The 24,086-nt window shown below is 34.2% G+C and carries 26 protein-coding genes and 1 pseudogene; 23 read left to right on the forward strand and 4 right to left on the reverse strand.

All coding sequences use genetic code 11. The features are described 5' to 3' along the window. Positions 1-194: 194 nt before the first annotated feature. Complete coding sequence (locus tag MNO09_RS12930) at positions 195-575, forward strand: hypothetical protein (RefSeq protein WP_000453934.1); 381 nt, start codon at positions 195-197, stop codon at positions 573-575. Positions 576-801: 226 nt separating this feature from the next. Here MNO09_RS12930 and MNO09_RS12935 read toward each other — a convergent pair whose 3' ends face one another. From MNO09_RS12935 to MNO09_RS12945, 3 genes are all read right to left on the reverse strand, one after another. Further along, positions 802-2,253 carry an FAD-dependent oxidoreductase gene (locus MNO09_RS12935; RefSeq protein ID WP_088107059.1) on the reverse strand — a complete coding sequence of 484 codons (1,452 nt, stop codon included), beginning with the start codon at positions 2,251-2,253 and terminating at the stop codon, positions 802-804. A gap of 326 nt (positions 2,254-2,579) precedes the next feature. Further along, on the reverse strand, positions 2,580-2,795 hold the full coding sequence (locus MNO09_RS12940; protein WP_164083069.1) for a hypothetical protein: 216 nt from the start codon (positions 2,793-2,795) through the stop codon (positions 2,580-2,582). 587 nt (positions 2,796-3,382) lie between these two features. Beyond that, complete coding sequence (locus tag MNO09_RS12945) at positions 3,383-3,706, reverse strand: winged helix-turn-helix transcriptional regulator (protein WP_001072966.1); 324 nt, start codon at positions 3,704-3,706, stop codon at positions 3,383-3,385. Positions 3,707-3,830: 124 nt separating this feature from the next. On the opposite strand from MNO09_RS12945, the gene MNO09_RS12950 reads away from it, so the two are divergent. The 7 genes and pseudogenes from MNO09_RS12950 to MNO09_RS12980 all read left to right on the forward strand — a co-directional run bounded on the left by MNO09_RS12950 (position 3,831) and on the right by MNO09_RS12980 (position 9,786). Then, positions 3,831-4,364 (forward strand): NAD(P)H-dependent oxidoreductase, encoded by a 534-nt coding sequence (locus MNO09_RS12950; protein ID WP_002096412.1) that lies wholly within the window; start codon positions 3,831-3,833, stop codon positions 4,362-4,364. A gap of 133 nt (positions 4,365-4,497) precedes the next feature. After that, on the forward strand, positions 4,498-5,997 hold the full coding sequence (locus MNO09_RS12955; RefSeq protein WP_001259947.1) for a class I adenylate-forming enzyme family protein: 1,500 nt from the start codon (positions 4,498-4,500) through the stop codon (positions 5,995-5,997). 111 nt (positions 5,998-6,108) lie between these two features. Next, the gene (locus MNO09_RS12960) at positions 6,109-6,657 is read left to right on the forward strand and encodes a GNAT family N-acetyltransferase (protein ID WP_088107061.1); all 549 of its coding nucleotides are present in this window, start codon (positions 6,109-6,111) and stop codon (positions 6,655-6,657) included. 182 nt (positions 6,658-6,839) lie between these two features. Continuing rightward, a complete protein-coding gene (locus MNO09_RS12965) occupies positions 6,840-7,403 on the forward strand; it encodes a GNAT family N-acetyltransferase (protein WP_000775350.1) in 564 nt (187 codons plus the stop codon). Further along, positions 7,400-8,104 (forward strand): SDR family NAD(P)-dependent oxidoreductase, encoded by a 705-nt coding sequence (locus MNO09_RS12970; RefSeq protein WP_088107062.1) that lies wholly within the window; start codon positions 7,400-7,402, stop codon positions 8,102-8,104. The genes MNO09_RS12965 and MNO09_RS12970 overlap by 4 nt, the downstream gene beginning before the upstream one ends. Further along, positions 8,101-8,875: pseudogene (locus tag MNO09_RS12975) on the forward strand (GNAT family N-acetyltransferase). Before MNO09_RS12970 ends, MNO09_RS12975 begins: the two are co-directional and overlap by 4 nt. Before the next feature lie 11 nt (positions 8,876-8,886). Beyond that, positions 8,887-9,786 (forward strand): PhzF family phenazine biosynthesis isomerase, encoded by a 900-nt coding sequence (locus MNO09_RS12980; RefSeq protein ID WP_088107063.1) that lies wholly within the window; start codon positions 8,887-8,889, stop codon positions 9,784-9,786. Positions 9,787-9,819: 33 nt separating this feature from the next. Here the strand turns inward: MNO09_RS12980 and MNO09_RS12985 are convergent, their stop codons facing one another. Next, positions 9,820-10,029 carry a hypothetical protein gene (locus MNO09_RS12985; protein ID WP_000801653.1) on the reverse strand — a complete coding sequence of 70 codons (210 nt, stop codon included), beginning with the start codon at positions 10,027-10,029 and terminating at the stop codon, positions 9,820-9,822. A gap of 175 nt (positions 10,030-10,204) precedes the next feature. On the opposite strand from MNO09_RS12985, the gene MNO09_RS12990 reads away from it, so the two are divergent. The 15 genes from MNO09_RS12990 to fsa all read left to right on the forward strand — a co-directional run bounded on the left by MNO09_RS12990 (position 10,205) and on the right by fsa (position 23,825). Further along, positions 10,205-11,044, forward strand: coding sequence for a phosphotransferase (locus MNO09_RS12990; protein WP_241950167.1), 840 nt, complete (start codon positions 10,205-10,207; stop codon positions 11,042-11,044). A gap of 27 nt (positions 11,045-11,071) precedes the next feature. Further along, positions 11,072-11,629, forward strand: a complete 558-nt coding sequence (locus MNO09_RS12995; protein WP_001017282.1) for a DUF7010 family protein — start codon at positions 11,072-11,074, stop codon at positions 11,627-11,629. Between the two features lie 28 nt (positions 11,630-11,657). Continuing rightward, positions 11,658-12,482 carry an MBL fold metallo-hydrolase gene (locus MNO09_RS13000; RefSeq protein WP_000788184.1) on the forward strand — a complete coding sequence of 275 codons (825 nt, stop codon included), beginning with the start codon at positions 11,658-11,660 and terminating at the stop codon, positions 12,480-12,482. A 16-nt stretch (positions 12,483-12,498) separates the two neighbouring features. Beyond that, positions 12,499-13,065, forward strand: a complete 567-nt coding sequence (locus tag MNO09_RS13005; protein ID WP_000855211.1) for an SGNH/GDSL hydrolase family protein — start codon at positions 12,499-12,501, stop codon at positions 13,063-13,065. A gap of 356 nt (positions 13,066-13,421) precedes the next feature. Continuing rightward, positions 13,422-13,817, forward strand: a complete 396-nt coding sequence (gene spxA, locus MNO09_RS13010; protein WP_000236196.1) for a transcriptional regulator SpxA — start codon at positions 13,422-13,424, stop codon at positions 13,815-13,817. A gap of 30 nt (positions 13,818-13,847) precedes the next feature. After that, positions 13,848-13,982, forward strand: coding sequence for a BA3454 family stress response protein (locus MNO09_RS13015; protein ID WP_000573513.1), 135 nt, complete (start codon positions 13,848-13,850; stop codon positions 13,980-13,982). Positions 13,983-14,332: 350 nt separating this feature from the next. After that, complete coding sequence (locus tag MNO09_RS13020) at positions 14,333-15,445, forward strand: RNA-guided endonuclease TnpB family protein (protein WP_088107064.1); 1,113 nt, start codon at positions 14,333-14,335, stop codon at positions 15,443-15,445. A 226-nt stretch (positions 15,446-15,671) separates the two neighbouring features. Further along, positions 15,672-16,085: an Rrf2-family transcriptional regulator SaiR gene (gene saiR / locus MNO09_RS13025; protein WP_001083470.1), complete on the forward strand. Its 414-nt coding sequence runs from the start codon at positions 15,672-15,674 to the stop codon at positions 16,083-16,085. Positions 16,086-16,209: 124 nt separating this feature from the next. Continuing rightward, complete coding sequence (locus MNO09_RS13030) at positions 16,210-16,545, forward strand: IDEAL domain-containing protein (RefSeq protein WP_000987459.1); 336 nt, start codon at positions 16,210-16,212, stop codon at positions 16,543-16,545. Positions 16,546-17,600: 1,055 nt separating this feature from the next. Further along, positions 17,601-18,920, forward strand: coding sequence for an aromatic amino acid transport family protein (locus MNO09_RS13035; protein ID WP_001014153.1), 1,320 nt, complete (start codon positions 17,601-17,603; stop codon positions 18,918-18,920). 170 nt (positions 18,921-19,090) lie between these two features. Beyond that, complete coding sequence (locus MNO09_RS13040; RefSeq protein ID WP_078183043.1) at positions 19,091-19,513, forward strand: STAS/SEC14 domain-containing protein; 423 nt, start codon at positions 19,091-19,093, stop codon at positions 19,511-19,513. A gap of 252 nt (positions 19,514-19,765) precedes the next feature. Continuing rightward, the gene (locus tag MNO09_RS13045) at positions 19,766-20,242 is read left to right on the forward strand and encodes a heme-degrading domain-containing protein (protein ID WP_000107928.1); all 477 of its coding nucleotides are present in this window, start codon (positions 19,766-19,768) and stop codon (positions 20,240-20,242) included. Between the two features lie 388 nt (positions 20,243-20,630). After that, positions 20,631-22,115 (forward strand): glucose-6-phosphate dehydrogenase, encoded by a 1,485-nt coding sequence (zwf, locus tag MNO09_RS13050; protein ID WP_070168980.1) that lies wholly within the window; start codon positions 20,631-20,633, stop codon positions 22,113-22,115. A 96-nt stretch (positions 22,116-22,211) separates the two neighbouring features. After that, a complete protein-coding gene (gene gnd, locus MNO09_RS13055) occupies positions 22,212-23,105 on the forward strand; it encodes a phosphogluconate dehydrogenase (NAD(+)-dependent, decarboxylating) (RefSeq protein ID WP_001263671.1) in 894 nt (297 codons plus the stop codon). Between the two features lie 51 nt (positions 23,106-23,156). Next, positions 23,157-23,825 (forward strand): fructose-6-phosphate aldolase, encoded by a 669-nt coding sequence (gene fsa, locus MNO09_RS13060; RefSeq protein ID WP_061672754.1) that lies wholly within the window; start codon positions 23,157-23,159, stop codon positions 23,823-23,825. Positions 23,826-24,086: the final 261 nt, after the last annotated feature.

A 24,086-nucleotide genomic window follows, 5' to 3' on the forward strand; every position in this document is an offset into this window, starting at 1 on the left:
AACATGAAAACATCCAAAGTACAAATAGGAATTGAAAGTGATTATTTTTAAATATCAAAAAGTTAAGGGAATAGTTATAGTTGGGTAATATTGATACAAATTAAAATAGAAAAGATATGGAAGTCCATCTATAGATCTAATACTAAAGGGAAAATAACTGAAATATAAATGTAATTGAAAGGAGTGGAGTAACAATGGAGGTAAGCTTTTTTTTAGGATTTTTTTGGGGATGGGTAACGGTTATCATCACAGGAATACTTTTTGTGCGACCATCTGTACTACGTGAACTGAAAAAATTAGTGGTAGAAGACAGGGGATTTGGAATTATGTATGGATTTTTATCAATTTTCCTAGGTTTAGGTACTGTTATCCTACATAATGTTTGGGCCTTTAATTGGCAGGGACTCATTACACTTACTGCATGGCTCGCACTATTAAAAGGAATTTATGTAATTGCATATCCTGAACCATCCAAGAAAACTGATTTTGAAGTAAGGGTGCTATCTACTCGTATAGTGCTTGCTATCCTTGGTATTTTATCTTTATGGATGCTTATAATACTTTATATGAAATAGAAACAAATATTTTTGATTATAAGAGTGTAGGTGGGAGTTTTCTATAGTCCATCGGAGTGGAATTTTATAGTTAACTGTAAGTTTAGTATTTTTCCCTTGTAGACATGTTTTTATAAATAGTGAGATGGGCAAAACGAAAAGAATCCTAAATAAATAGGATTCTTTTCGTTTTATAAAAGTGAATTTATCTTGTATCACTAATATAATTGATAATCATTTTTCTGGACTATTCGCAGTTATCTACCTTGTTATACTCAATGTCGGCTATGTGACCATCTGGTCGAATCAAAATGGTATCTATATTTTTCAACTCGGAATCTTGTATTTCTCCTACAACTACCTTTATGTGCGAATCAATATTCATTTTATTTATCTTATCTATATAAGAAGGGTGTATTAATAAAATAAAGTTACCATCTTTCATTAATTCAAAGAGTTTATAATTTTTCTTATTTAGAGAAGAAATAGTGAGATTTGTACATCTTTTTCCTATCAATGGATGTCTTTCTGTATCGTGCATCGATGAATACATTACCCCTAAGCCGCTTACTCTTTCAGATAAATCGTGATTTATCTGGGGATATGTAAGTAAGTGCGAAAATAAATCCCTTAATTCCATTCCTGCGTTTGAAAAGTTTATCATTAATTGTTCTTGCGCTTGTACTTCCTTGAAAAATTGTTTTCCCACAGCATGTCTTTCAATATGATAACTTTCTAATAGACTTTCATATTTATTTTGTTTTATTGCGAGTCCTAATTTCCAGCCTATATTAAAAGCATCTTGTAGACCTACATTCAAACCTTGTCCTCCAGCAGGGAAATGAATATGTGCTGCATCCCCTGCTAAGAATACACGCTTATGTTGATAAGTATTTGCTAGTTTGGTTGCATTGCCAAAGCGAGAAAGCCATATTGCGTTCTTAATTTGAAGATGTTCACCTGTAATACTATAAATACTATCTATAAACTCTTTTTCTGTAACAGCAACATGAACGGGTATCGTCTGATTCTTAGGATCAACAATTGCAAAACGAAATACATCAGGTGCAATAGGTACCATCATTAATATCCCATTTATATTAGAAGTAGATAAAAATGGAGTATCTGGTATATCTTCTAAAATAACATCACCTAATATAGCAGTAGTTGTTGTGTTTGTTCCATTAAACGGTATATTTGATAATTCACGAACTATACTTCTTGCTCCATCAGCTCCTATTACATATGGAACTTCTATTTTATATATTGTTTCTCTTTGTTTTATTTCTAGTTGTACGAATGTTTCATATTGTTTTAAGTCTTTCAGAGTATGCCCGCGTTTAATGACTACACCTAATTCTAATGCACGTTTTTCTAATATTTCTTCTGTAATAGATTGGGGAATAAAAAGTGTATACGGAAAATCAGTATTTAAATTTTTAAAGTTTAATCTTGTATCTAAGGCAGCAAAATGACTTGTATTTAATTTCTTGCCTCTAGCTAAAAATCGATCTGCAATACCTCTCATAGCCATCAATTCTAAGGAACGGGGGTGTAGTGTGAGTGCTCTAGAATTTCGTACTCGGTCTAATCTTCTCTCTAAAACAACAACTTTTACGCCTTGGATAGCTAATTCACATGCTGCCATAAGTCCAACTGGACCACCACCAATTACCGCTACATCATAATAATTGTCCATATCATGCCCTCCATTTATTTAATTGTTTAAGAGCTAATGTGAAAAATTGTAAATAGATTTATAAATGCTATCTATTGTACATATATAATTATACTCCATTTTAGTTTCCTTGGAAACTAAAATGGAGTTCCTAGGAAAAGTCTACATAGTAAGTGTGTAGTTAAAGCTATATAGCGTGTGTGCAGCAGTAGCCATTGGGTAGCATTGATATGTAATGGCGTTTGCATTAAAGGCTGCAGCTTCTTCTGCTTGTGCTATTTTTGCTAAAAATGCTACTGCTGTAGTTCCATGTGGGAGTTGTAAAGGTCTTTCCGCTATTCGTAGTTTTAATGAAGTAGTAGTGGTTTTAACTCGACTTCAAATAATTCGCTTTCAATTTCAGTAAGTGCATACATCGATACAGGATGTGGAGAGGTATTAGATAAGACTTGTGATGAAAGAAGTTCTCCTGATGACGAGTAAAATGTAACAAACACTTGTGAAAATGGAGGGACCATAATGATTACACGGTCAGTTTTTTGTAACGTATTAACCAACTCCAAAATAATATATTTTTATAAAAATCAAAAAACAATAGATAAATATAAAGATATTATTATGGGTACTTTTCCGATAGTGAATTAAGAAAATTAATAAACTCTTTATTTTATTGTAAATAATTTAAGAGCACACAAATATGTGTGCTCTTAGAATAGAAAGGTAGTTTTCTATGAGTAGGGAGTCCCCATATAATAAAATATGCTTGTCCAATTTAAATGTGAGAAGTTTTTTATAAAAATGCTATTTGGTAAGTCTATGTGAAAAATCACCTTGTACAGGAACTCTTTGCAAAGTATTTTGTCTGCAGTCATGATTATTAAAGTTGATGAGAGCTGTTATTCGGCTAATAAAACCACATCTCAAATTGTTGACTATATGTCTAACAACTAGGATGTGGTTCAATTAATAAAAAGTATAGGATACTTTTGTTATAAAGAGTATTTATAGATGAATGTTATTGTTTTTTACTTCTGAAAGAATTGAGGTTCTAAATTACAAGTTGTTGGAGTCCCTCTACTATAACATTTCAATAGAAATATTGAACTACTAATATGAATGTATCAGATTTAATAAAGACGGTAATGTTCTTTTAGTCATGTAATCTTTTCATTTGATGATCTTTTCCCCATTCACATAGCTCATCCATAATTTGCATTAAAGATTTACCATATTCACTTATTGTGTATTCAACCTTTGGTGGTACTTCTTGATATACAGTACGATGGATAATCCCATCAGCTTCAAGTTGCCGAAGTTGTTGAGTCAGAACTTTTTGCGTAATGTTTGGGATTTCTCGTCGGATTTCACTTGTTCGCATTTTTCCATCCATTAACACACATAAAATATGAACTTTCCATTTTCCGCCGATTACATCAAGTGTCGTTGCAATTGGGCAGTCATCATTTTGATTCATATAACACCTCCACAGGTACTTTAAGGTTCCTATAGCACTTTAAAGTACGTACTTTTCAATTATATGTGACTCATTCATACTAATACGTAAAGGTTTGAATAATTTATAAAGGGGATGGAAGATGATGAAAACACTTGTAATTGTAGCACATCCTGATATTGAAAAATCAAAAATTAATAAAAGATGGATTGAAGAACTTGAGAAATATTCGGATGAAATTACGGTGCATGAATTATATAAAGTGGCACCGAATTGGGAGTTTAATGTGGAAGAGGAACAAAAGCTGTTAGTAGAACACGACCGATATATATTTCAATTTCCGCTATACTGGTACAGCTCACCACCATTATTAAAAAAATGGTTTGACGATGTATTAACATATGGATTTGCTTACGGATCAAAAGGAGATAAAGTGAAGGGGAAAGAATTTGGGGTAGCTATTTCTATAGGTGGATTAGAAAAAGACTATGAAAATAATGGGATCACGATGGATGAGTTAACAAAACCATTTCAAGCTACATGCTTATATACAGATATGAAATTTATACCTTCGTTTTATTTATACGGTGCTGAATATAAATTAAGTGATGAAGAGATTGATAAAAGCGCACCGGAGTATGTACGATATGTGATGAATAAGGAGTATTCTAATATATAAGAGGGAATAGCCATTTACTTGTTAAGTAGATGGCTATTTTTATAAAAATTATATTCACTAAGTGTAATCTTTAGTAAATTAATAGTTAATCTGGTAAAATAAAAAACCTAACATATATAAAGGGGAGTTTTACTTGAGAACGATGCAAAAATTATTACAAAAAAGAGCAATGCAATCACCAAATTTGGAAGCGCTTGTGGGGGGAGAGAAAAGGTATTCGTTTCAGCAGTACAATGAACGAGTAAATCAGCTTGCACACTATTTGTTACAAAGCGGTGTACAAAGAGGAGATCGTATTGGAATACTATGCAAAAATAATCATCCATTTCCAAGCGTTATGATAGCAAGTTTAAAAATTGGAGCTGTGTGTATTCCACTAAATCATCAGCTTACTGCGTATGAATTAGAAACGATTGTAAAAGAAGCAAAATTAAAAGTGTTAGTTATTGATGAAGAGTTCCATGAAGCTTTAAAGATTGATGCTGTTAAAGAAATTCCTTATGTAATGAAAACGACAAAAGAAGGCTTTGGTTCATTTGAATTAACATTACAAGAACAGCCAAGTACAGAGCCGAACGTAGAAGTTCATGAAGGTGATGATGCGATTTACTTATTTACTTCAGGAACGACTGGACAGGCGAAGGCATGTGTCATTGGACATAAAAACTTACATCATTATTTTGCTGAAATTGCAGGACAAAGAGAAATTCCAGCAGGTGAACGCTTTTTATCCGTGCATCCATTGTTCCATATGAGTGGCGTGCTTTCTATTTTAAATTGCATTTATCATGGCGTTACGATGATTTTCTTAGCTGATTCGAATCCTACTCTCATTTGGGATAAGATTGAAGAAGAGAAAATTACGACGATGCTTGCGTTCCCAGCTGTTTATAGCTACATGCTTGATGAGCTAAATAAAAAAGAGCGTAACATTTCAACCTTTAAAGTAGCGCAAAGCGGTGGTACAAAAGTGCCAGAAACACTTATTCAAAAATATATGGAAAAAGGAATATATATGGTGCAAGGCTATGGGAGTACAGAAGGTTGGGTTGTCACTTCATGGCATCCAATGATGGGAAAAGAAAAGATGTCTTCTGTAGGAAAAACTTTGAAACATGTAGAACTGAAAATTGTTCATCCAGAAACAGGTGATGAACTAACAAAAAATGAAGTTGGCGAGATTCATGTGAAAAGTCCATACATGTTTAAAGGGTATTGGAATAATGAAAAGGCGACGAAGAAGGTAGTAAAAGATAGTTGGTTTAACATGGGTGATGCTGGCATGATAGATGATGACGGATTCCTGCATATTATGGGAAGATATAAAGACGTTATCATACGCGGTGGTGACAACGTATATCCAGATCAAGTAGAAGATGTCATTCATGAAATACATGGTGTTTTAGAAGTTGCAGTAGTTGGGGTTCCGCATGACTTTTGGGGTGAGGTTCCGACAGCGTATATTGTAAAAGATATGCAAACGTCCTTAACAGAAGAAGAAATTATACAACATTGTAAAGAAAAATTAGCAAGTTATAAAATACCAGAAGTTGTATTTATGGAAGAATTACCGAAAAATGCTTTAGGGAAAGTGTTGAAGAGGGAATTAAGAGAAGGTGTACTTGTAAAATAAAAAGCGATTAGATGATGAGGAATCCAGTTATGTACAAAGCATAACTGGATTTTTTGATATAATATTGAAAATAAAGGAATTTCATTCATTTCAGTACAAGGGGGAGAAAATATGGCTATAAAATTAGAAACTGAGCATTTATGTATACAACCTTTTACCAATGATGATGTATGTAGAATTAAAGAATTGGCTAATGACAAGGAATTAGCCAATATTCTTGGGCTCCCACACCCATATAAATTGGAGTTCGCGCAAGATTGGGTTGATATGCAACCAGAGCTTATAAGGCAAGGAATCGAATATCCTTTAGGAATCATTTCTAAAGAATCAAGAGAAATTGTAGGTACAATTACACTAAGAATTGACAAAGATAACAATAGAGGAGAACTTGGTTATTGGATTGGTAAGAATTATTGGGGCAAGGGTTTTGCAACCGAGGCTGTAAATAGAATGATTCATTTTGGCTTTATTGAATTAGGTCTAAACAAAATTTGGGCATCTGCTATTTCTAGAAATAGATCATCGATTAAGGTGTTAGAGAAGGCGGGTTTACGTAAAGAAGGCACATTAAGACAAAATAGACTGTTATTAAATACATATGAAGATGTTGATGTTTATGGAATATTAAAGACAGAATACAACGTTTTAAATTACAGATAAGATTGGTAGTATGATGACAAAAGGAAACCCTTCAGAACAGGGTTTCCTTTTTGTATTTCTCAAAAATCAACATTGTAGTTTAACAAACCCTTGTTTATCAAAAACATAATAATTTACTAGATTTTGTATTTATTGTAAGATAATAAAGAATATTCAATCATTAATTAAAGGATGAGATATAAATGAAGCTGCCGCTATTACAAATAGAGACAGAGAGACTTATGATCCGTCCGTTCCAAAATGATGATTATGAAAGTTGGTTCGATGGCTTTCGTAAGAGGTTACCATCGCAGTATAAATATGACGACGGTTATCAAGATATGGCCTCATCAACGAAAGAATGGTTCACGGAATGGATAAGAGGGTTTGATGAAGCAGCACATCGAGATGAGATGTATGTATTAGGTATTTTTCGTAAAGAAGACGGAGCTAATATTGGAAAGCTAGAGCTTATAAAAATTTTACGTATGGACTATCAGTGGGCAATGATGGGGTATTCCATACATAATCAATACTGGAAAAATGGATATGGCATGGAAAGTGTGAAAGCTACGTTACCGTTATTTTTTAATCGTCTTCATTTTCATAGAATTGAATTACATATACGTGTTGATAATGAGCCATCCGTTCGTCTTGCGGAACGAGCAGGTTTTTCTTTTGAATGCAAGAGAGAGGCGTTTTCTTTAGAGAATGGTAAGTGGATGGATTTTCTTATTTATTATAAAAATAAGGAGATGGACATATGAGAGTGTTTATTACAGGTGGAAATCGTGGATTAGGGTTACAGTTAGTAAAAGTATTTCATGAAAATGGGCATATCGTTTATCCGTTAGTTAGAACGGAGGCTGCGGTAACGCAATTGAAGCAAATGTTTAGTCGTAGATGTTTTCCTATATTGGCAGACTTATCGACTGATGAGAGTACGGAACAAATTAAGAAACAACTTGCGGAATATACAGAGTGTTTGGATGTAGTTATAAATAACGCTGGAATTACTGGAAAGGAGACTGAAGTTTTACATACGAATTCAGAAGAGTTAACGGACTTATTTAACATTCATTGTTTAGGTATAATTCGAGCTGTAAAAGGTACATATGTAGCTTTAGAGAAATCGGATCATCCGAGAATAATAAATGTGTCCTCTCGCTTAGGATCATTACATAAAATGGCGCACAAAGAGTTTCCGCAAGGTCAGTTTTCCTATTCCTATCGAATTGCTAAAGCTGCACAAAATATGTTAACGCTTTGTCTGCAACAAGAGTTTGAAGATAAAGGAATTCGTGTAACTGCCATTCACCCTGGAAAATTAAAGACTGACATTGGTGCTTTTGATGCGAATATGACTCCGGCTGAAGGAGCGCAAAATATATATGATTGGGTAATAGATTCAAATGAGGATGTTTCAGGGAAGTTTATTGAGCCAGGTGTGGGTGAATTAAAGTGGTGATATACGATCTTACAATTATTCAGAATTTATTTGGTCCCTCGAAAAAAAGTATTAAATGGCTTACCAAATGCATTGACGATTGAAGAGATAGAAGAAGATGCCTTTTATAACGTACAAACTTATAAAGAGAAGATAAGTAGATTTGAAGAAATTTGTTTTAACTGGGAGTTAAAAAGAGCGAGTATTGTATTAAATAAGAGGTTTAGTAGTTATAACTCAAGTGCGAGAGTGTTACTTGATGCGGATTTTTCTTTACATGCAGCAAAGATAGAAGTGTGTAGAGAGTTAGACGATGTAGAGGCGCTTTAAAAACAATTTAAATACCGTTCAATAGGAGAAACGTTATCGGTAAAAGATTTTAAATGCATTTGGGAGCAATGTATGTTGAACTCAGGAAATAAAACTTTCATTTTAAATATTGATGAGCATTTTCATTCAGTGCAAACGGAGTTAGGTAAAGGGTGGGAGAAGTCATGCATTGTTTTTTATGATGAAAAAGAGCCAATTGGTTTGTCCATACCGCATATAGAGCCTGGAACAGAAAGTGAAGGACGATTATTTTACTTTGGGGTAATGCCTCATTATCGAGAGAAAGGAATCTCTTCCCAGCTGCATCTTCAATCTTTACATATGTTAAAAGAAATGGGCGCTACTTATTACATCGGAAGCACACATACTTCAAATGAAAAGATGCAGAAGGTATTTTGGAGAAATCATTGTTCGGTGAAAACGGAGATAGAGCTTTATTATAAAATTTTTAAAGAAAGTTAGGAGAAATGAAAATGAAGACTATAAAGGTATTTCATTACGATGCATTTACGAATAAACCGAATATGGGGAATCCCGCAGGTGTTGTATTAGAGGCAGATGGATTAACAGAAGGGGAAATGCAGCGTATTGCTGAAAAAGTTGGGTTTAATGAAACATCCTTTGTTCTTTCTTCAAAAGAAGCAAATATAAAGATTCGCTATTTTACTCCCGGTCATGAAATGGATTTATGTGGTCATGCGACAGTAGGGACTATATATGCACTTCATGAAAGGGGATTATTAGAAGGGAATCATAATTTAACAATTGAAACGAAGGCAGGGATTTTGCCGATACATATAGGTGCGAATGAAAGTGGAGAAACAGTTATTAAAATGAGACAAGCAACACCCCAGTTTCAAGATTTTACAGGTTCTCAAGAGGCATTAGCACATAGTATTGGCCTTGAAGTAAATGATTTAGATGGAAAATTACCAATTGTATATGGAAGTACTGGTATTTGGACTGTAATTGTACCTGTTAAAAATCTAGAAGCATGTGAGAAAATGAAACCTAATAATAATGAATTTCCATTTGTGCTAAAAGAAATACCAAAGGCCTCTATTCATCCGCTTTGCATAGAAACATATAATGCAGAAGCAAAAATGCACGGTCGTCATTTTTCATCACCTTACTCTGGAACAATAGAAGATCCAGTGACAGGAACAGCTTCAGGTGTAATGGGAGCGTACTATGCGACGTATTTGAAGAAAGATTTTGATCATGCAATGGAATTAATCGTTGAACAAGGACAGGAAATGAATAAAGATGGTCGTGTAAAGGTATATGTAACGAAAGATATAGAGAATGAAAAGCTACAAATAGATATTGCGGGAACAGCGGTGTATGTGAAAGAATTTGAAGTTTCGATATAAAAAAAGAAAGCCCGGAATACATCCGGACTTTCATTATCTGTTCAACACTTCAATATACGAAGCATCTCCAGTTGTTCTTAAAGCAGAGCGGAAATTATTGTTTTCTAACGTTTTAGCGACTTGCTGTAACTGCTGTGCATCATCATGATGGATAAGTAAGCTGTCCGCACCGCTTTCTTCTATATGAATGTGCTCAACATTTCCAATAGCATCATGTACTGCTTTTAAAAATTCAGGTTTCATAGTGACCTCCTATATGTGTGTAACGTTGTTGTTATTATTTCCTTATTTTTGAAATGTAAAAGTAAATGAATTTTTGTTATATTAAGATTTTGGAAGGGGTTTCCTGTTTGTTTGTCAAATAATAGTAAAGTTGTCTTTTAAGTTGAGGGAATCTTCGGAATTGAAGGGTGAGGAAATGGACATTTCAATAATTGCTGCGCAACTCGTTAAGGAGAAAGTGATTTCACATGATCCAAATAGCATAAAAGTGTTGAACGGAGGAACGACAAGTACTGTGTATTTGTTGGATGAAAAATATGTAGTAAAGCTGAATGAACCGGACGTAATACGTGAAGAAGCTAATTTTCTCTCGTTTTATGAGGGGAATACTTTATTTTCAAAGCTTTTGTATAAGGAACCTTTCCAGACATATTTCGTATATTCTTTCCTTGAAGGTAATACTTCGTGCGAACAAGGATATAAACGAAGTACGCTTCGTACACTTGTAAAAGAAGTTATTAATAAGTATAAAATTGTTCCAGAGGCAGATGGCTGGGGATGGAAAGAAAGTCCGGTTCAATCTTGGAATGAATTTTTAACAGGAAATGTGAAGACAGCTTATGAAAATGTAAAGCGTTACATAAGTGAGGAAGAGTATAGAAAAGTTCTTAAACTAGCAAATAGGGATGCCGGAGTAAATCAGCCATTTTTATTACATGGCGATTTCGGATTTCATAATTTTATATTCCAAGAGAATGAGCTGTATGGAGTAATTGATCCATTACCAGTGCTAGGAGATCCTATATATGATTTAATTTATGCATTCTGTTCAACTCCGGAAGATTTAACGAAAGAAACGATTGATTATGTGATGAAACAATGTGTATTTCATAAAAAAGAACGAGATTTATACGAGGAAATAGTAATAGGATTATATTTGCGTATAGATACATGTTTAAGACACCACCCGAAAGATTTAGAAGATTACTTAGTAGCTTGGCGTTATTGGATGGGTGAAATTGAGCCGGCTTTATAGTACAAATAGTTTGGGGGAGATAGTGAAATGAACATAGCAGAAGCAAAACGAGATTTAGCACAAAGAACGAAAAAAGGATTTCCAGTTATAATAGCTGGTATTTTATTTTGGATTGTAACGAGTGTAACGGGTATTCTTCTTTCAGAAAAACAAGTTGTGTGGGTGTATTTAATTGGTATGGGCTGTGTGTTTCCTTGTGGCTTAATGATAGCTGCTATATTGAAAATTGATATGTTTGCGAAAGGAAATCCGCTAGGGACTTTAGCTGGATTAATTGGCGGGATAAATGTATTAAATATTCCGTTTGTGTTACTTGCCTATTTTCAATTTCCAGAGTGGTTACCTTTTGTAGTAGCGATGTTAATAGGTGTTCATTTTGTGCCGTACGTATGGATTTATGAAAGTAAAAGTTATGGTTTACTGTCAGTAGGGACTGTATTCGTAACGTCAGTTTGCGGGATTCTTTTTGCCGACAATGGATTTACTGTAATTCCATTGTCAGTTACAGCTGTCTATTTACTGACTCTAATAGGTTTAGTAATTGAAAATAAAAAAGTAGATCATTATCAACAAAAATCAGCTTAATAAAAATATAGGGATAGGGGGAATTAGTTTGAAAAATTTCGTTTGTACAACGTGCGGCGTACAGTATGCAGCGAGTGTGGAAGAACCGGTAAGTTGTGTTATTTGTGATGAGGAGAGACAATATGTGAATCCGAAAGGGCAGTCTTGGACGACTTTAGAAAACTTGCGAACGAGTGATACATATAAAAATGAAATGATAGAAGAAGAACATGGACTTTATAGCATTACGACAAAACCTAAATTTGCGATCGGTCAAACCGCATTTGTTATAAAAACGGATTCCTATCGTTTATTATGGGATTGTATTACTTATTTAGATGAAACGACAATTGAGAAGATAAAAGAGTGGGGCGGGTTAGATGCGATTGCACTATCTCATCCTCATTATTATTCAACGCAAGTAGAATGGGCAGAAACGTTTGATGTACCCATTTATATACATGAAGACGATAAAGAGTGGGTAGTACGCCCGAGTAGTCGTATTATTTATTGGTCTGGCGAGTCTTTACAATTAGCGGACGGAATTACTATTCATCGTCTCGGAGGACATTTTAGCGGCGGTTCTGTATTACATTGGGAAGAAGGAAATGATAGGAAAGGTATTTTATTAACAGGTGATATTATTCAAGTTGTAGCGGATCAGCAGTGGGTGAGTTTCATGTACAGCTATCCGAACTTAATTCCATTGCCAGCGAGAAAAGTGGAGGGAATGGCGAATCGAGTGAAGCCATTACAATTTAATCGTTTATATAATGCTTTTCACGGAGTAGTGAAAGAGAATGCAAATGAGGCAGTGGAACGTTCTGCTGAAAGATATATTAAGGCGGTAGAAGGAAAGTTATTTCGTACGTAAAAGGAGAATCAGCTCTATGAAAACGTTAGTATGCTTCGGTGATAGTATTACAGCTGATGAAACGTTTTTTGATGGAACGCCAAGGTTAACACCGCGTCTGCAAGAGATGTTTCTAAATTGGAAGGTGGTAAATGCGGGGGTTCCGGGCGATAATACGTTCGACGCGTTACATAGGGTTGAAGATGATGTACTATCACATAAACCAGACTTTGTAACAGTTTTTCTTGGTACGAATGATTCGGTATTATTTGATCCAGTACCATTACAAGTATACAAAGACAATTTAGAGAAGATTGTAAGTAAGATTTCACCAGAAAAAGTATTACTTATTAGTCCTGCACCAGTTGATGAAAAACGCCAGCATAATAGAACCAATAAAGTACTTGGTCAGTATGCAGACGTAGTAGAGGAAGTGGCGAAGGAAACAGGAAGTTATTTTCTGAATTTATATGCTGAGATGATTCAAGAACAGAGTTATAAAAGATTTGTAGAAGATGATGAAAAAGACGGTTTACATTTTGGCCGACAAGGTTATGAATATTTAGCGGAGTTAATTGGTAAAAAGTTAAAAGGGATTTTGTAAGAAGCAAAGTGTGCGCGCTTTGCTTTTTTGTTCGCGTATTTCCTCCTACAATGTTGCTGTGTTCAATGCAGTAGCTTTTATTATGCTAAACATGTAGGAAAGAAATAAATAAAGTGGAATATAATTTGTTTCGCTAATGGAATGCATCCAAGACTTAACAGTTGATTAATTGAACTGTAAAGTTTAAAATTACAGTATAGTTTTTAGAAGTGAGTTGCCATCGTTTGTAAAAAACAGATAAATTAAATATATTTTGAATAAATAATATAACGTGTATTTCATTCTAAACTGTAATTTTTTTAAATACATTTCAATAATCTATATAATAATTTAAAAAGTAAAGGAGTGTGTAAAATATGGTGATTTTATATACGACAGCAAGCTGTAGTTCATGCCGAAAAGCAAAAGCATGGCTTGAAGAACATCAAATTGATTATACCGAAAAAAATATCGTATCAAATTCTCTTACAGTCGATGAGCTTAAATCCATTCTCCGTTTAACTGAAGATGGTGCTACTGAAATTATTTCAACTAGATCTAAAACTTTTCAGGAATTAAATATAAATATTGAGGCGCTTTCGCTTAATGAGTTTTATAAATTAATAATTGAGTATCCTCAAATGTTACGTCGTCCAATTATGCTGGATGAAAAAAGATTACAGGTTGGTTTTAACGAGGAAGAAATCCGCAAATTTTTACCGCGTAGCGTTCGAACATTTTTGAATATTGAATTGCAAAAAATGGCTAATTAATAAGTAATATTTTGAAAGGAGGAAGCAAAAGTGATTGAAGTATGTGTTACAGTTAATTATAAAGATAGAAACTATCACACAAATGTTATTGTGAGTAAAGATACGATTTGGACAAAAATTAAACAATTGGCAGAAGAACAAGTTAAGAAACAGTGGACTGTTTAAATTTATTTGCAACTTAAAAAGTTAAATGAAGTTAGGAGATATAGGGGAGTTCTGATAGAATATAAAGGGATTAATTTTTTCATGCTAAGCATTCTTCTTGAATATTTTAACATATTATCCGAAAGAAGTCTCCTTCCTCAGGCGTGTGAAACACGATAGTCTAGCGGCATTTCGGAGATGAATTTCGGTTTGGCGTAGCCAAACATTTGGTTTTCCTATTTATTTCGCCTCTGATATAATCAGTCTTATAAGAGGGGAATTTTGGTATAACAATGAAAGTAGATAATAATCTTGTAGTGTTCAGGTTGTGTGATCACCGTCATAGCTTATGGAAAATGAGGTGAATGGATATGCCAAAGCAGAATAAGGCGTATAAATTCCGTCTGTATCCAACAGAAGAACAAGCACATCTCATACGAAAAACATTCGGGTGTGTACGTTTTGTGTATAACAAAATGTTAGCTGAACGAAAAGAAGTATATGAAAAATATAAAGAGAACAAGGAAGAACTAAAGAAAGAAAAATTCCCTACTCCTGCAAAATATAAGACAGAGTATGAATGGTTGAAAGAAGTTGATTCATTGGCATTGGCCAACGCGCAATTAAACTTGCAAACTGCGTATAAGAATTTTTTTAGTGGTCAAAGTGATTTTCTTACATTCAAAAGTAAAAAGAGTAGAAAATCCTATACAACGAATCGAGTAAACGGAAATATTATGTTATTTCATGGTTATATCAAATTACCAAAGTTGAAAATGGTGAAACTGAAGCAACATAGAGAAATCCCGCCAAAACATATCATCAAATCGTGTACGATTTCGATGACACCTACTGGTAAATACTATGTGTCCATCTTGACTGAATATGAAAAAGAGATTGTACAAAAAGAAGTACAAAGTGTAGTTGGATTAGACTTCGCAATGGCTGAATTGTACGTGAGTAGCGAAGATGAGAAAGCCAATTATCCTCGCTTTTATCGTCAGATGTTAGAGAAATTAGCGAAGGCACAACGAGTATTAGCAAGACGTGTGAAAGGTTCAGAACGCTGGAATAAACAACGAATTCGTGTAGCGAAGTTGCATGAAAAGGTCGCCAATCAACGTAAAAATTTTCTTCATCATAAGTCTAAAGAATTAGCTACGAGTTTTGACGTTGTAGCAATCGAAGACTTACATATGAAAGGAATGTCACGAGCATTTAGATTTGGTAAGAGTGTAGCGGACAACGGTTGGAGGATGTTCACGACATTTTTAGCATATAAGCTACAAGAACAAGGAAAACAGCTTGTAAAAATAGATAAATGGTTTCCTTCTACAAAGATGTGTAGTAATTGTGGAAATAAAAAAGAAATGCCATTATGTGAACGCACGTATGCGTGTTTGTGTGGACTCACAATTGGCCGTGATTATAATGCAGCGATCAATATCAAAAAGGAAGCCATCCGCTTATTAGTGTTGGCATAAATAGTAATAAAATAACCTTTGGAACAAGGGAGTTAGCTCGGCTATCCTAGGACAAATTCGTTAGCTATCAAAAGTAGCGATGAACCGAGAAGCCCCTACTTCAAGTAAGCTCGTAAGAGGTACTAAGTGGTGGGTAGTTCACCGTTTGACTAACCTATCTGTAATATTCATGGCTACAGTATGTTACTAAGCGAGAAATCATATTTTTTATCGTAGGAGGACAACAATGAACAGCGACTTTACTTTGGCCATTCACAGTTTAACTTATTTAGCTTTACAGCCAGATCGGATGTCAACAAGTAATGCTATTTCAGAAAGTGCAGGTGTTCATCCCGTACGCATTCGCAAAGTGCTAAGTTTGTTAAAAAAACATAAGTTTATACAATCAAAAGAGGGAACTGGTGGAGGTTTTATTTTTGCCCGTGATTTAAGTGAAATTAATCTTTGGAATATTTATCAAATAACCTCTGAAGGTGCATTGCAGCCGAAGTGTCCAGAATCAAATGATCAGTGTATTGTAGGTTCGAACATGCGGAAAGTTCTTTTTGCTATTTTCTTAGGTGCGGAAGAACATCTAGGTGAATATTTAAAGAATTATACAATGAAAGAAGTTGTTGACCTTATTAATCAAGAACGTTAAGCGGCTTAATTATTATGTAGCCGTGAGTTCTTAAAAAATAACTGTAATTAAAAATAATACAGTTTAAGTTAGTTTTTATATCTTTTTTATCGTTACAAAAATATTGATAAGAAGGTGAAAAAGTATGATGTCAAATAATAATCATGTTTTAAAAGTGGGAGATTGGGTTCGTGGAATATCAAATGAGGGTGAATTCATAGTTGGTTACATTGTATCACTTGATGAAGTGGAAGATGTAGTTACAGTTAGTATTGTGAAACGTGACGACAAGTACACAATGAACGAAGCGATTTTACTCTTTAGTAAACACGTTAACAAACTCCCTGAATCAAAGGTAATAAATAAGGAGCAAATCCTGTATCTTATAGACCTTGCATTATTAACAGGGGATGAAGAATGGTTTATTGAGCTTTCTGCAAAATTAAACTTGATAAAAGAGCTAGTTAATGAGGGATTTTAAAGGTTAAATTATTCGCTTTTCATAGGTTGAATCTTGTAATAATCAATAATATCATCTCTTTTGTTGCATTTTAATAAAAGTGGTGATTGAATGATGTAAATGAGCTGTCCATATGGGCAGCTTATTTTATTTTTTCGTGTAGCAAAATGTGAGCGGTTCTCTCGTTAGCATCAAGTTTAAAAATGTATATGAATGCACTGTTTATAATATATATCCTAAAATTTGGTTTATGCATTTAAAAAGATATTTTTTTCACCACATTAATTATTTATTAGGATATCTTTTTTAGTTTGAAATAAAATTTTTAGATAAAGAAAAATATAAAAAATTTTAAAATGAGTAGCTTAAATAAACAATATTTTACTGTGTTTTATGCTGATTAATTCCATTTTAAGCGATAGGAACAAGGGTTGCATGCTAACTGTAAAATATTATCCATGTAAAATTATATCCAATTAATATTTCTGAAAATATAAAAATATTAATTTTATAAATATACACGTTATAATGAGTGCGTCGAGAGAAATTTTATTATCTCTGGAGAAAATATAAAAAATGCGATTATTAGTAAGAAAGGTGTGTGGTTAGAGGCGAAATGTATGTAAAGTGCTTCAGTGGCTTGTGTAATCAATACCATAAATGCTGCCGAAGCTATTAAAGTGATGTATAGGATTGAGAAAGAAATGCCTCATAAATGAAGAGAGGCCGGTTTAACTGAAATTACTTTTACAAGTAATTTAGAGAAACCATAAAAGTAATACACTGTTATTAGAAATGTTGCAACGTATTTATGAAGTCTATTCAATATTGTTCTCTTAAGCGGTCTTTATATAAAGAGCGGATATTACGAGTAAACTTTTTTGTGAACGCTAACATTTATGTTAGGACGCTAACATTTATGTTAGGACGCTAACTAGCGAATGTTTCAATTTGGATTCATTATGATGAAGGACTTGCAATGTGGGGCAACTTGTAAGGAATTCATTTTCCGAAAAAAGGAATATTTGTTAGCTATAAAGAGAGACGCAAGAATAGATACAAGGGGGAGTTATTATATGAACGGGAATACTGCAAAGAAAATAGAAGTTCAAGCTGAAAATATCGCACTAAAAAATGAGCAATATGCAGATCCGAAAAAGTGGCATAAGCAGGATACTACATGGGCATTGAGCCTATTTGGAACTGCAATTGGAGCAGGGGTGCTCTTTTTACCGATTAATGCAGGTTCAGGTGGTTTATTATCATTACTACTAATTACATTGCTTGCATATCCAGTTATGTATTACTCACATAGGGCACTTGCTAAAATGATATACGCTTCTAATTCTGCTGATGAGGGGATCACAGGTACAATTAGAGAGTATTTCGGAAATAAAGCAAGTATCATTTTTAACATCGTATATTTCGGTTCAATTTATACAATCGTGCTAATGTATTCGGTTGCGCTTACAAATACTGCAAGTAGCTTTATCGTGCATCAATTGCACATGCCAGAGCCTCCAAGGGCTATTTTATCACTTGTATTAGTTCTTGGTCTTATCGCTATACTGAATTTTGGTCAAGATATTACTGTAAAGATCATGAGTATGCTAGTGTATCCTTTCATAGCTTCTCTACTGTTTATCGCAATATCTTTAATTCCACAGTGGAATACGTCAATGCTTAGCTTTTCAGCTGTTTCTACTGCTTCAACAGGAACAGGATATTTTGGAACGATATTGTTGATTCTACCAATCATCGTATTCTCATTTAATCATTCACCTATGATTTCATCATTTGTTGTGAAACAGAGGGCTACGTATGGAATAGAAGCTACTGATGCTAAATGTGCGCAAATACAAAAAGTTTGTTATATCATGACATTCGCTGTAGTTATGTTCTTCGTTTGGAGTAGTACACTGAGCTTGACTCCAGAGGATTTAAAAATGGCAAAAGAGCAAAACTTATCAATTCTTTCATATCTTGCTAATGAGCTTAATTCACCTGTAATTACGATTGCAGCTCCAATCATTGCTTTTGTGGCTATTACAAAATCATTCCTTGGCCATTATATCGGAGCATTTGAAGTAATGCGTGACATGATTATTAAGTTCGGTAAATCACGTGGAAAAGTTATTGAAGAAAAAACAATTAAGACAATCGTCCTTACTTTTGTTGTATTATCATGCTGGTTTGTTGCTTATACAAATCCAAGTATTCTTGGACTTATTGATTCTCTAAGCGGTCCATTAGTTGCTGCTATCTTATGTCTATTACCGATGTATGCAATCAATAAAGTACCAGTACTAGCTAAATACAAAGGGAAAATGAGTAACGTATTTGTTATTATTGTAGGTGTACTTACTGTTTTAGCAAGTATTAAGTCATTATTCTAATTCACGATTGTTAGTTCTAATGTAAAATAAAATAGAACGATTTTGGGACAGACTTCTCCGTTTGGAGAGTCTGTCCTTTTTTAAATTAGCGACACAAGATCATCTTTCACATAGGCTCTTTTCGTAAATAAGATTGCTTCAATGCGTAACAATTTTATCTTATTGATTTCATGGGATATTTCCGTATAATTGTAACTAAGGGAGATGATTCCAATTTGAGTAAACTGAATATTAGTACAACTGTTTCCGGAGATATAATTGTTACTCGTCTTATAGGCAAGATTAAAACAGATGATGTTTATGAATGGTTTAATGGCTTCGAGCAAGTTTGTCAGCAATTCATTTCCGAGGGACGGAAATACAAATTGCTGGTAGATAGAAAAGGGTACACGCCAGATCATTTTTCTGTTCAAAAAGTATGGAAAGATAAGTTTTTCAATGAAACGATTTTGAATCACAGTAAGGCAATTGCTTTTCTCCTTGAAGAAGGGGAGATACTGAATTATTTACAACAATCCAATACAAAAGAATCTATAAAATTTTTCGATGATTATGAACAAGCATTCATTTGGTTGAATGAATATCCTATATGAAAATTTTAGCGAACCGGTTGCTCAATCAACTGGTTTTTTTATGCTTGTAAGAAGTATCCGGAAGAAAACTTCTATACGAAATGTTTAGTACGAAAGGACATACATTTTTAAGGCGTTAAATATAATTCATAATAGCACCAAGAAGAAAAGAATACGCTTTACGTTATTAGGTTATATGGAAAGTCAGTACGGTAGGGTCGCATAATTTTAAAAATAGCAATGTGGCATAAAGTGAGTAAGGGGGATAAACATATGAGTACTTCAAATTTGAATGAAATTAGTAAACAAATTTTAATAGAGGAGGAAACACTTCAATTTTCGTCTTTTACAAATGAAGATGCTTTGCAAATAGGTTTATTTATCGTTGAAACAGCGAGGAAGGAAGGGAAATTGATTGCTGTTGATATAGCGAAAAATGGTGTGCAACTATTTCATTTCAAGATGACAGGGACAACTGCGGAAAATACACAATGGATTGAGCGTAAAAAACGAGTTGTTTCTTTGCATAATCATAGCTCGTATTATATGCAGATACAAAGTGAAATAACGGGCATTCCATATAATGAAAAATATCTTTTAGATAGGTCGGATTATGCTGCATTTGGTGGTTGCGTTCCTGTGCAAATAAAAGATGTAGGAGTTATTGGAATGATAACAGTTTCAGGGTTACCACCAGAAGAAGATCATGAATTAGTTATAAGGGCAGTTAAAAATCATTTGAAACAATAATAAAAAGGCAAAACCGAACATATTCTTGTTCGGTTTTGCCTTTTTATTATTCAGCTCATGAACATATTTCTAATAAGATGTTACGGAATAAAAATCTTTAATTCGAGACACTTTTCTTGACGATTATAATCTATGTAGTTAATATGGTAGACATAACGTAACTTAATTACTAAAAGTAATTAAGTTATTTAATATAAGTTAAACTGAGTAAGTAGGATGTGGGGAAAATGCTTTGAATTGCCACTATTAATATTGGGGACAATGAGAAAGCGACAAATATAAAAAATTAGAATTTAAGAAGTAAGATTGGATCAACAATAATAGTAGCTTCTGTACAATGCATTTTTACTATAGTGACAATGACTATACATCACGAGGGGGACTGAAATTGGAATCAATGACCTTTGTTTTATTTGGAGCAACAGGGGATTTAGCTAAAAGGAAAATTTACCCTGCACTATATAACTTATATAGAGATCAAAAGCTTCCAAAGCAAATATCCGTTATTGGGCTTGGAAGACGTGAAGTATCTCATTTAGATTTTCAAAAAAGAGTAAAAGAATCAATAGAAACTTTTTCTCGTCGCAAAGATGAAGGTACTCCGAAAATAGAAGATTTTTTAGAGTGTTTTCGTTATTGTCCATTAGATGTGAATAAGCCAGAAGATTATAAAAGGTTATTGCAAGTAGTTCGTGAAAGGGAAGAAGAACAAAATATACAAGGGAATAGAATGTTCTACCTTTCAGTTACTCCTGACTTCTTTGAGACCATTGCTTTAAATATTAAAGAAAGTGGACTTGATAAAACGGATGGATGGAAGCGCCTAATGATTGAGAAACCATTTGGTCATGATCTTACATCTGCCCGAGAGCTGAATGATAGGCTTAGTCGAACGTTTGAAGAAGACGAAATATACCGTATTGATCATTATTTAGGTAAGCCGATGGTTCAAAATATTGAAGCACTTGAATTTGCAAACCCTGTTCTCCAATCGATTTGGAATAAAGAACATATTGCGAATGTACAAATCACAGCTAGTGAAACGGTTGGTGTAGAAGAAAGGGCAGCATATTATGATCATGCAGGAGCCATTCGCGATATGGTTCAAAATCATATGCTGCAAATATTAATGATGACTGCTATGAATCTGCCGGAAAAGATCAATGCATGTGAAATTCGTGAGGAAAAACGAAAGGTCATGGAGACTCTTCGTAAAGTGAAAAAAGAAGACGTTCAAAACCATATCATTCGCGGACAATATGCTTCAGGGGAGATAAAAGGACAACAAGTTGTGGCGTATAGAGAGGAGCCAGGAGTAAATCCTTCTTCTCAAACAGATACATTTGTTGCGGCTCGCTTATGGATTGATAACCCATTTTGGACTGATGTTCCTTTTTACATACGAACAGGAAAAAGAATGAAAGAAAAGTCTACTCGTATTGTAATTGAGTTTAAAAATACGTTAAAACAGCAGTATCAAGATAGTAATCCAAATGCAGCGCCTAATTTGTTAATCATTGAAATTAGCCCAAATGAAAATGTTTCACTCCAATTAAATAGTAAAAATCCATTGAACAATGGAGAGCTTGAACCGATCCGTATTCATTTTACTTGTGAGCAAACAGGTGTGGGAATACCTGAAGCTTACGAAAGGCTTATCTATGATGCTGTATGTGGAGATTCTACATTCTTTGCTCACTGGAGAGAAGTTGAATTGTCATGGGAATGGGTGCAGCCAATCCTTGAAGCATTCGAAGAAAACTTGTTACCTCTTCATGAATATGAGTCTGGCTCGTATGGTCCGGATGCTGCTCATGCTCTATTACAAGAAAGTGAATTTAAATGGTGGTTAGATGAAGGATTGAAAAAATAAGTACATCCATATAAGTAAAGAAATATGACAAAAAGATATTCATCATTTTATTAATGTGTATTTATGATGAAAGGTAATTCAAGGAGGAATTATATTATGAGAGTAGGATTAATTGGTTTAGGTAAAATGGGATTAAATTTAGGGAAGAATTTAATTGATCATAAACATGAAGTAGCGGCATTTGATTTAAATACGAGTGCGGTGGAAGAAATGAAAGAGTACGGTGCTACAGGTGTATCTAGTTTAAGCGAACTCGTTCAATCATTGGAATCACCAAGAATTCTATGGGTGATGGTTCCGCACGCTGTTGTTGATTCTGTTATTAATGAGGTTACACCGCTGTTATCAAAAGGAGATATTTTAATTGAAGCTGGCAATTCACATTATAAAGAGTCTATTCGCCGATATGAGCAATTAAAGAAAGATGGTATTCACTTTATGGATGCAGGAACTTCTGGCGGAATGGAAGGTGCTCGTAATGGTGCTTGTTACATGATCGGAGGAGATCAAGAAGCTTGGGACATCGTTGAACCTATCTTCCGTGATACAGCTGTAGAAAATGGATTCTTATATGCAGGGAAAGCTGGTAGCGGTCACTTCTTAAAAATGATTCATAACGGAATTGAATACGGAATGATGGCTGCTATTGGTGAAGGATTTGAGGTTTTAGAGAAGAGTGAATTTGATTACGATTATGAAAAAGTATCAAGAGTATGGAACAACGGTTCAGTCATTCGTTCATGGTTAATGGAATTGACTGAAAATGCATTTTCTAAAGATGCAAAACTGGATGAAATTAAGGGCGTTATGCATTCTTCTGGTGAAGGGAAATGGACAGTAGAAACAGCATTAGACCTTCAAACAGCAACTCCTGTTATCGCAATGTCTCTATTAATGCGCTACCGCTCATTAGATAATGATACATTTACAGGGAAAGTTGTAGCAGCACTGCGCAATGAATTTGGCGGACATGCAGTAGAAAAGAAATAAACATTTTAAAAGTATAACTCGTTAACGTTTAAAAAATGGAGGGAATAAATCATGAAGTTTTTTATTGATACTGCAAATCTTGAGGACATAAAAAAAGCATATAAACTAGGTGTTTTAGCTGGCGTGACAACAAATCCGTCTTTAGTAGCGAAAGAAGGCATTAAGTTTGAAGACCGTATTGCAGAAATTTGTCAGGCAGTACCTAACGTTGAATCTGTTTCGGCAGAAGTAACTCCAGATGTTGTAGAAGCTGAAGAAATGATCTCTCAAGCAGAAGAACTGATTAAAATTAACGGTGGTGATAAAAACATCACGATAAAACTTCCGATGACGCTAGCAGGATTAGAAGCTTGCCGCTACCTTACTGAAAAAGGTGTGAAAACAAACGTTACACTTATTTTCACTGTGAACCAAGCTCTTTTAGCTGCTCGAGCAGGTGCAACGTACGTTTCTCCATTTTTAGGTCGCTTAGATGATATTTCTGAAGATGGCGTACTATTAGTTGCTAAAATTGCTGAATTATTCGATGTTCACCAATTAGATACACAAATTATTGCGGCTTCTGTCAGACACCCAGATCATGTAACTCGTGTAGCGATGGCAGGTGCTCACATTGCAACAATTCCTTATAAAGTCATTGAACAACTTGCTATGCATCCGCTAACAGATCAAGGTATTGAAAAGTTTGCTGCGGATTGGGCGAAAGCGCCTAAGTTATAAGGAAGTAAAGTTTTCACAAATTGCTTTTCACGAGAGGACCAATCTCTATGTAACTTCATCCTGTAAAATAAATCCTGAGTTTGGTACCTTATTACGTGAAAGCAGCGATATAAAAAGACACCATGCATTTTCAAAACAGCACAATGGTTATAAAAAGGATCCCCTTATGGAGAGTGAAGTTTATGAAAACGTAGCTCTCATAAGGGAGCGTCTTTTTGTATACATCATGGTGCTCTTTTGCTATAGGAATAATTTGAAAGG

The organism is Bacillus sp. N5-665 (genome assembly GCF_022637375.2).
In the GTDB taxonomy this organism is placed as follows: Bacteria; Bacillota; Bacilli; order Bacillales; family Bacillaceae_G; genus Bacillus_A; species Bacillus_A wiedmannii.

Coding starts and splice junctions, on each gene's coding strand:
- MNO09_RS13040 (WP_078183043.1), top strand. CDS start 19,091: ATGGGATATTTCCGTATAATTGTAACTAAGGGAGATGATTCCAATTTG.
- MNO09_RS13035 (WP_001014153.1), top strand. CDS start 17,601: ATGAACGGGAATACTGCAAAGAAAATAGAAGTTCAAGCTGAAAATATC.
- spxA (WP_000236196.1), top strand. CDS start 13,422: ATGGTGATTTTATATACGACAGCAAGCTGTAGTTCATGCCGAAAAGCA.
- MNO09_RS12935 (WP_088107059.1), bottom strand. CDS start 2,253: ATGGACAATTATTATGATGTAGCGGTAATTGGTGGTGGTCCAGTTGGA.
- gnd (WP_001263671.1), top strand. CDS start 22,212: ATGAGAGTAGGATTAATTGGTTTAGGTAAAATGGGATTAAATTTAGGG.
- MNO09_RS13020 (WP_088107064.1), top strand. CDS start 14,333: ATGCCAAAGCAGAATAAGGCGTATAAATTCCGTCTGTATCCAACAGAA.
- MNO09_RS12945 (WP_001072966.1), bottom strand. CDS start 3,706: ATGAATCAAAATGATGACTGCCCAATTGCAACGACACTTGATGTAATC.
- MNO09_RS12960 (WP_088107061.1), top strand. CDS start 6,109: ATGGCTATAAAATTAGAAACTGAGCATTTATGTATACAACCTTTTACC.
- MNO09_RS12990 (WP_241950167.1), top strand. CDS start 10,205: ATGGACATTTCAATAATTGCTGCGCAACTCGTTAAGGAGAAAGTGATT.
- MNO09_RS13005 (WP_000855211.1), top strand. CDS start 12,499: ATGAAAACGTTAGTATGCTTCGGTGATAGTATTACAGCTGATGAAACG.
- MNO09_RS12930 (WP_000453934.1), top strand. CDS start 195: ATGGAGGTAAGCTTTTTTTTAGGATTTTTTTGGGGATGGGTAACGGTT.
- MNO09_RS12980 (WP_088107063.1), top strand. CDS start 8,887: ATGAAGACTATAAAGGTATTTCATTACGATGCATTTACGAATAAACCG.
- MNO09_RS12985 (WP_000801653.1), bottom strand. CDS start 10,029: ATGAAACCTGAATTTTTAAAAGCAGTACATGATGCTATTGGAAATGTT.
- MNO09_RS12995 (WP_001017282.1), top strand. CDS start 11,072: ATGAACATAGCAGAAGCAAAACGAGATTTAGCACAAAGAACGAAAAAA.
- saiR (WP_001083470.1), top strand. CDS start 15,672: ATGAACAGCGACTTTACTTTGGCCATTCACAGTTTAACTTATTTAGCT.
- MNO09_RS12950 (WP_002096412.1), top strand. CDS start 3,831: ATGAAAACACTTGTAATTGTAGCACATCCTGATATTGAAAAATCAAAA.
- MNO09_RS12970 (WP_088107062.1), top strand. CDS start 7,400: ATGAGAGTGTTTATTACAGGTGGAAATCGTGGATTAGGGTTACAGTTA.
- MNO09_RS12965 (WP_000775350.1), top strand. CDS start 6,840: ATGAAGCTGCCGCTATTACAAATAGAGACAGAGAGACTTATGATCCGT.
- MNO09_RS13045 (WP_000107928.1), top strand. CDS start 19,766: ATGAGTACTTCAAATTTGAATGAAATTAGTAAACAAATTTTAATAGAG.
- fsa (WP_061672754.1), top strand. CDS start 23,157: ATGAAGTTTTTTATTGATACTGCAAATCTTGAGGACATAAAAAAAGCA.
- MNO09_RS13030 (WP_000987459.1), top strand. CDS start 16,210: ATGATGTCAAATAATAATCATGTTTTAAAAGTGGGAGATTGGGTTCGT.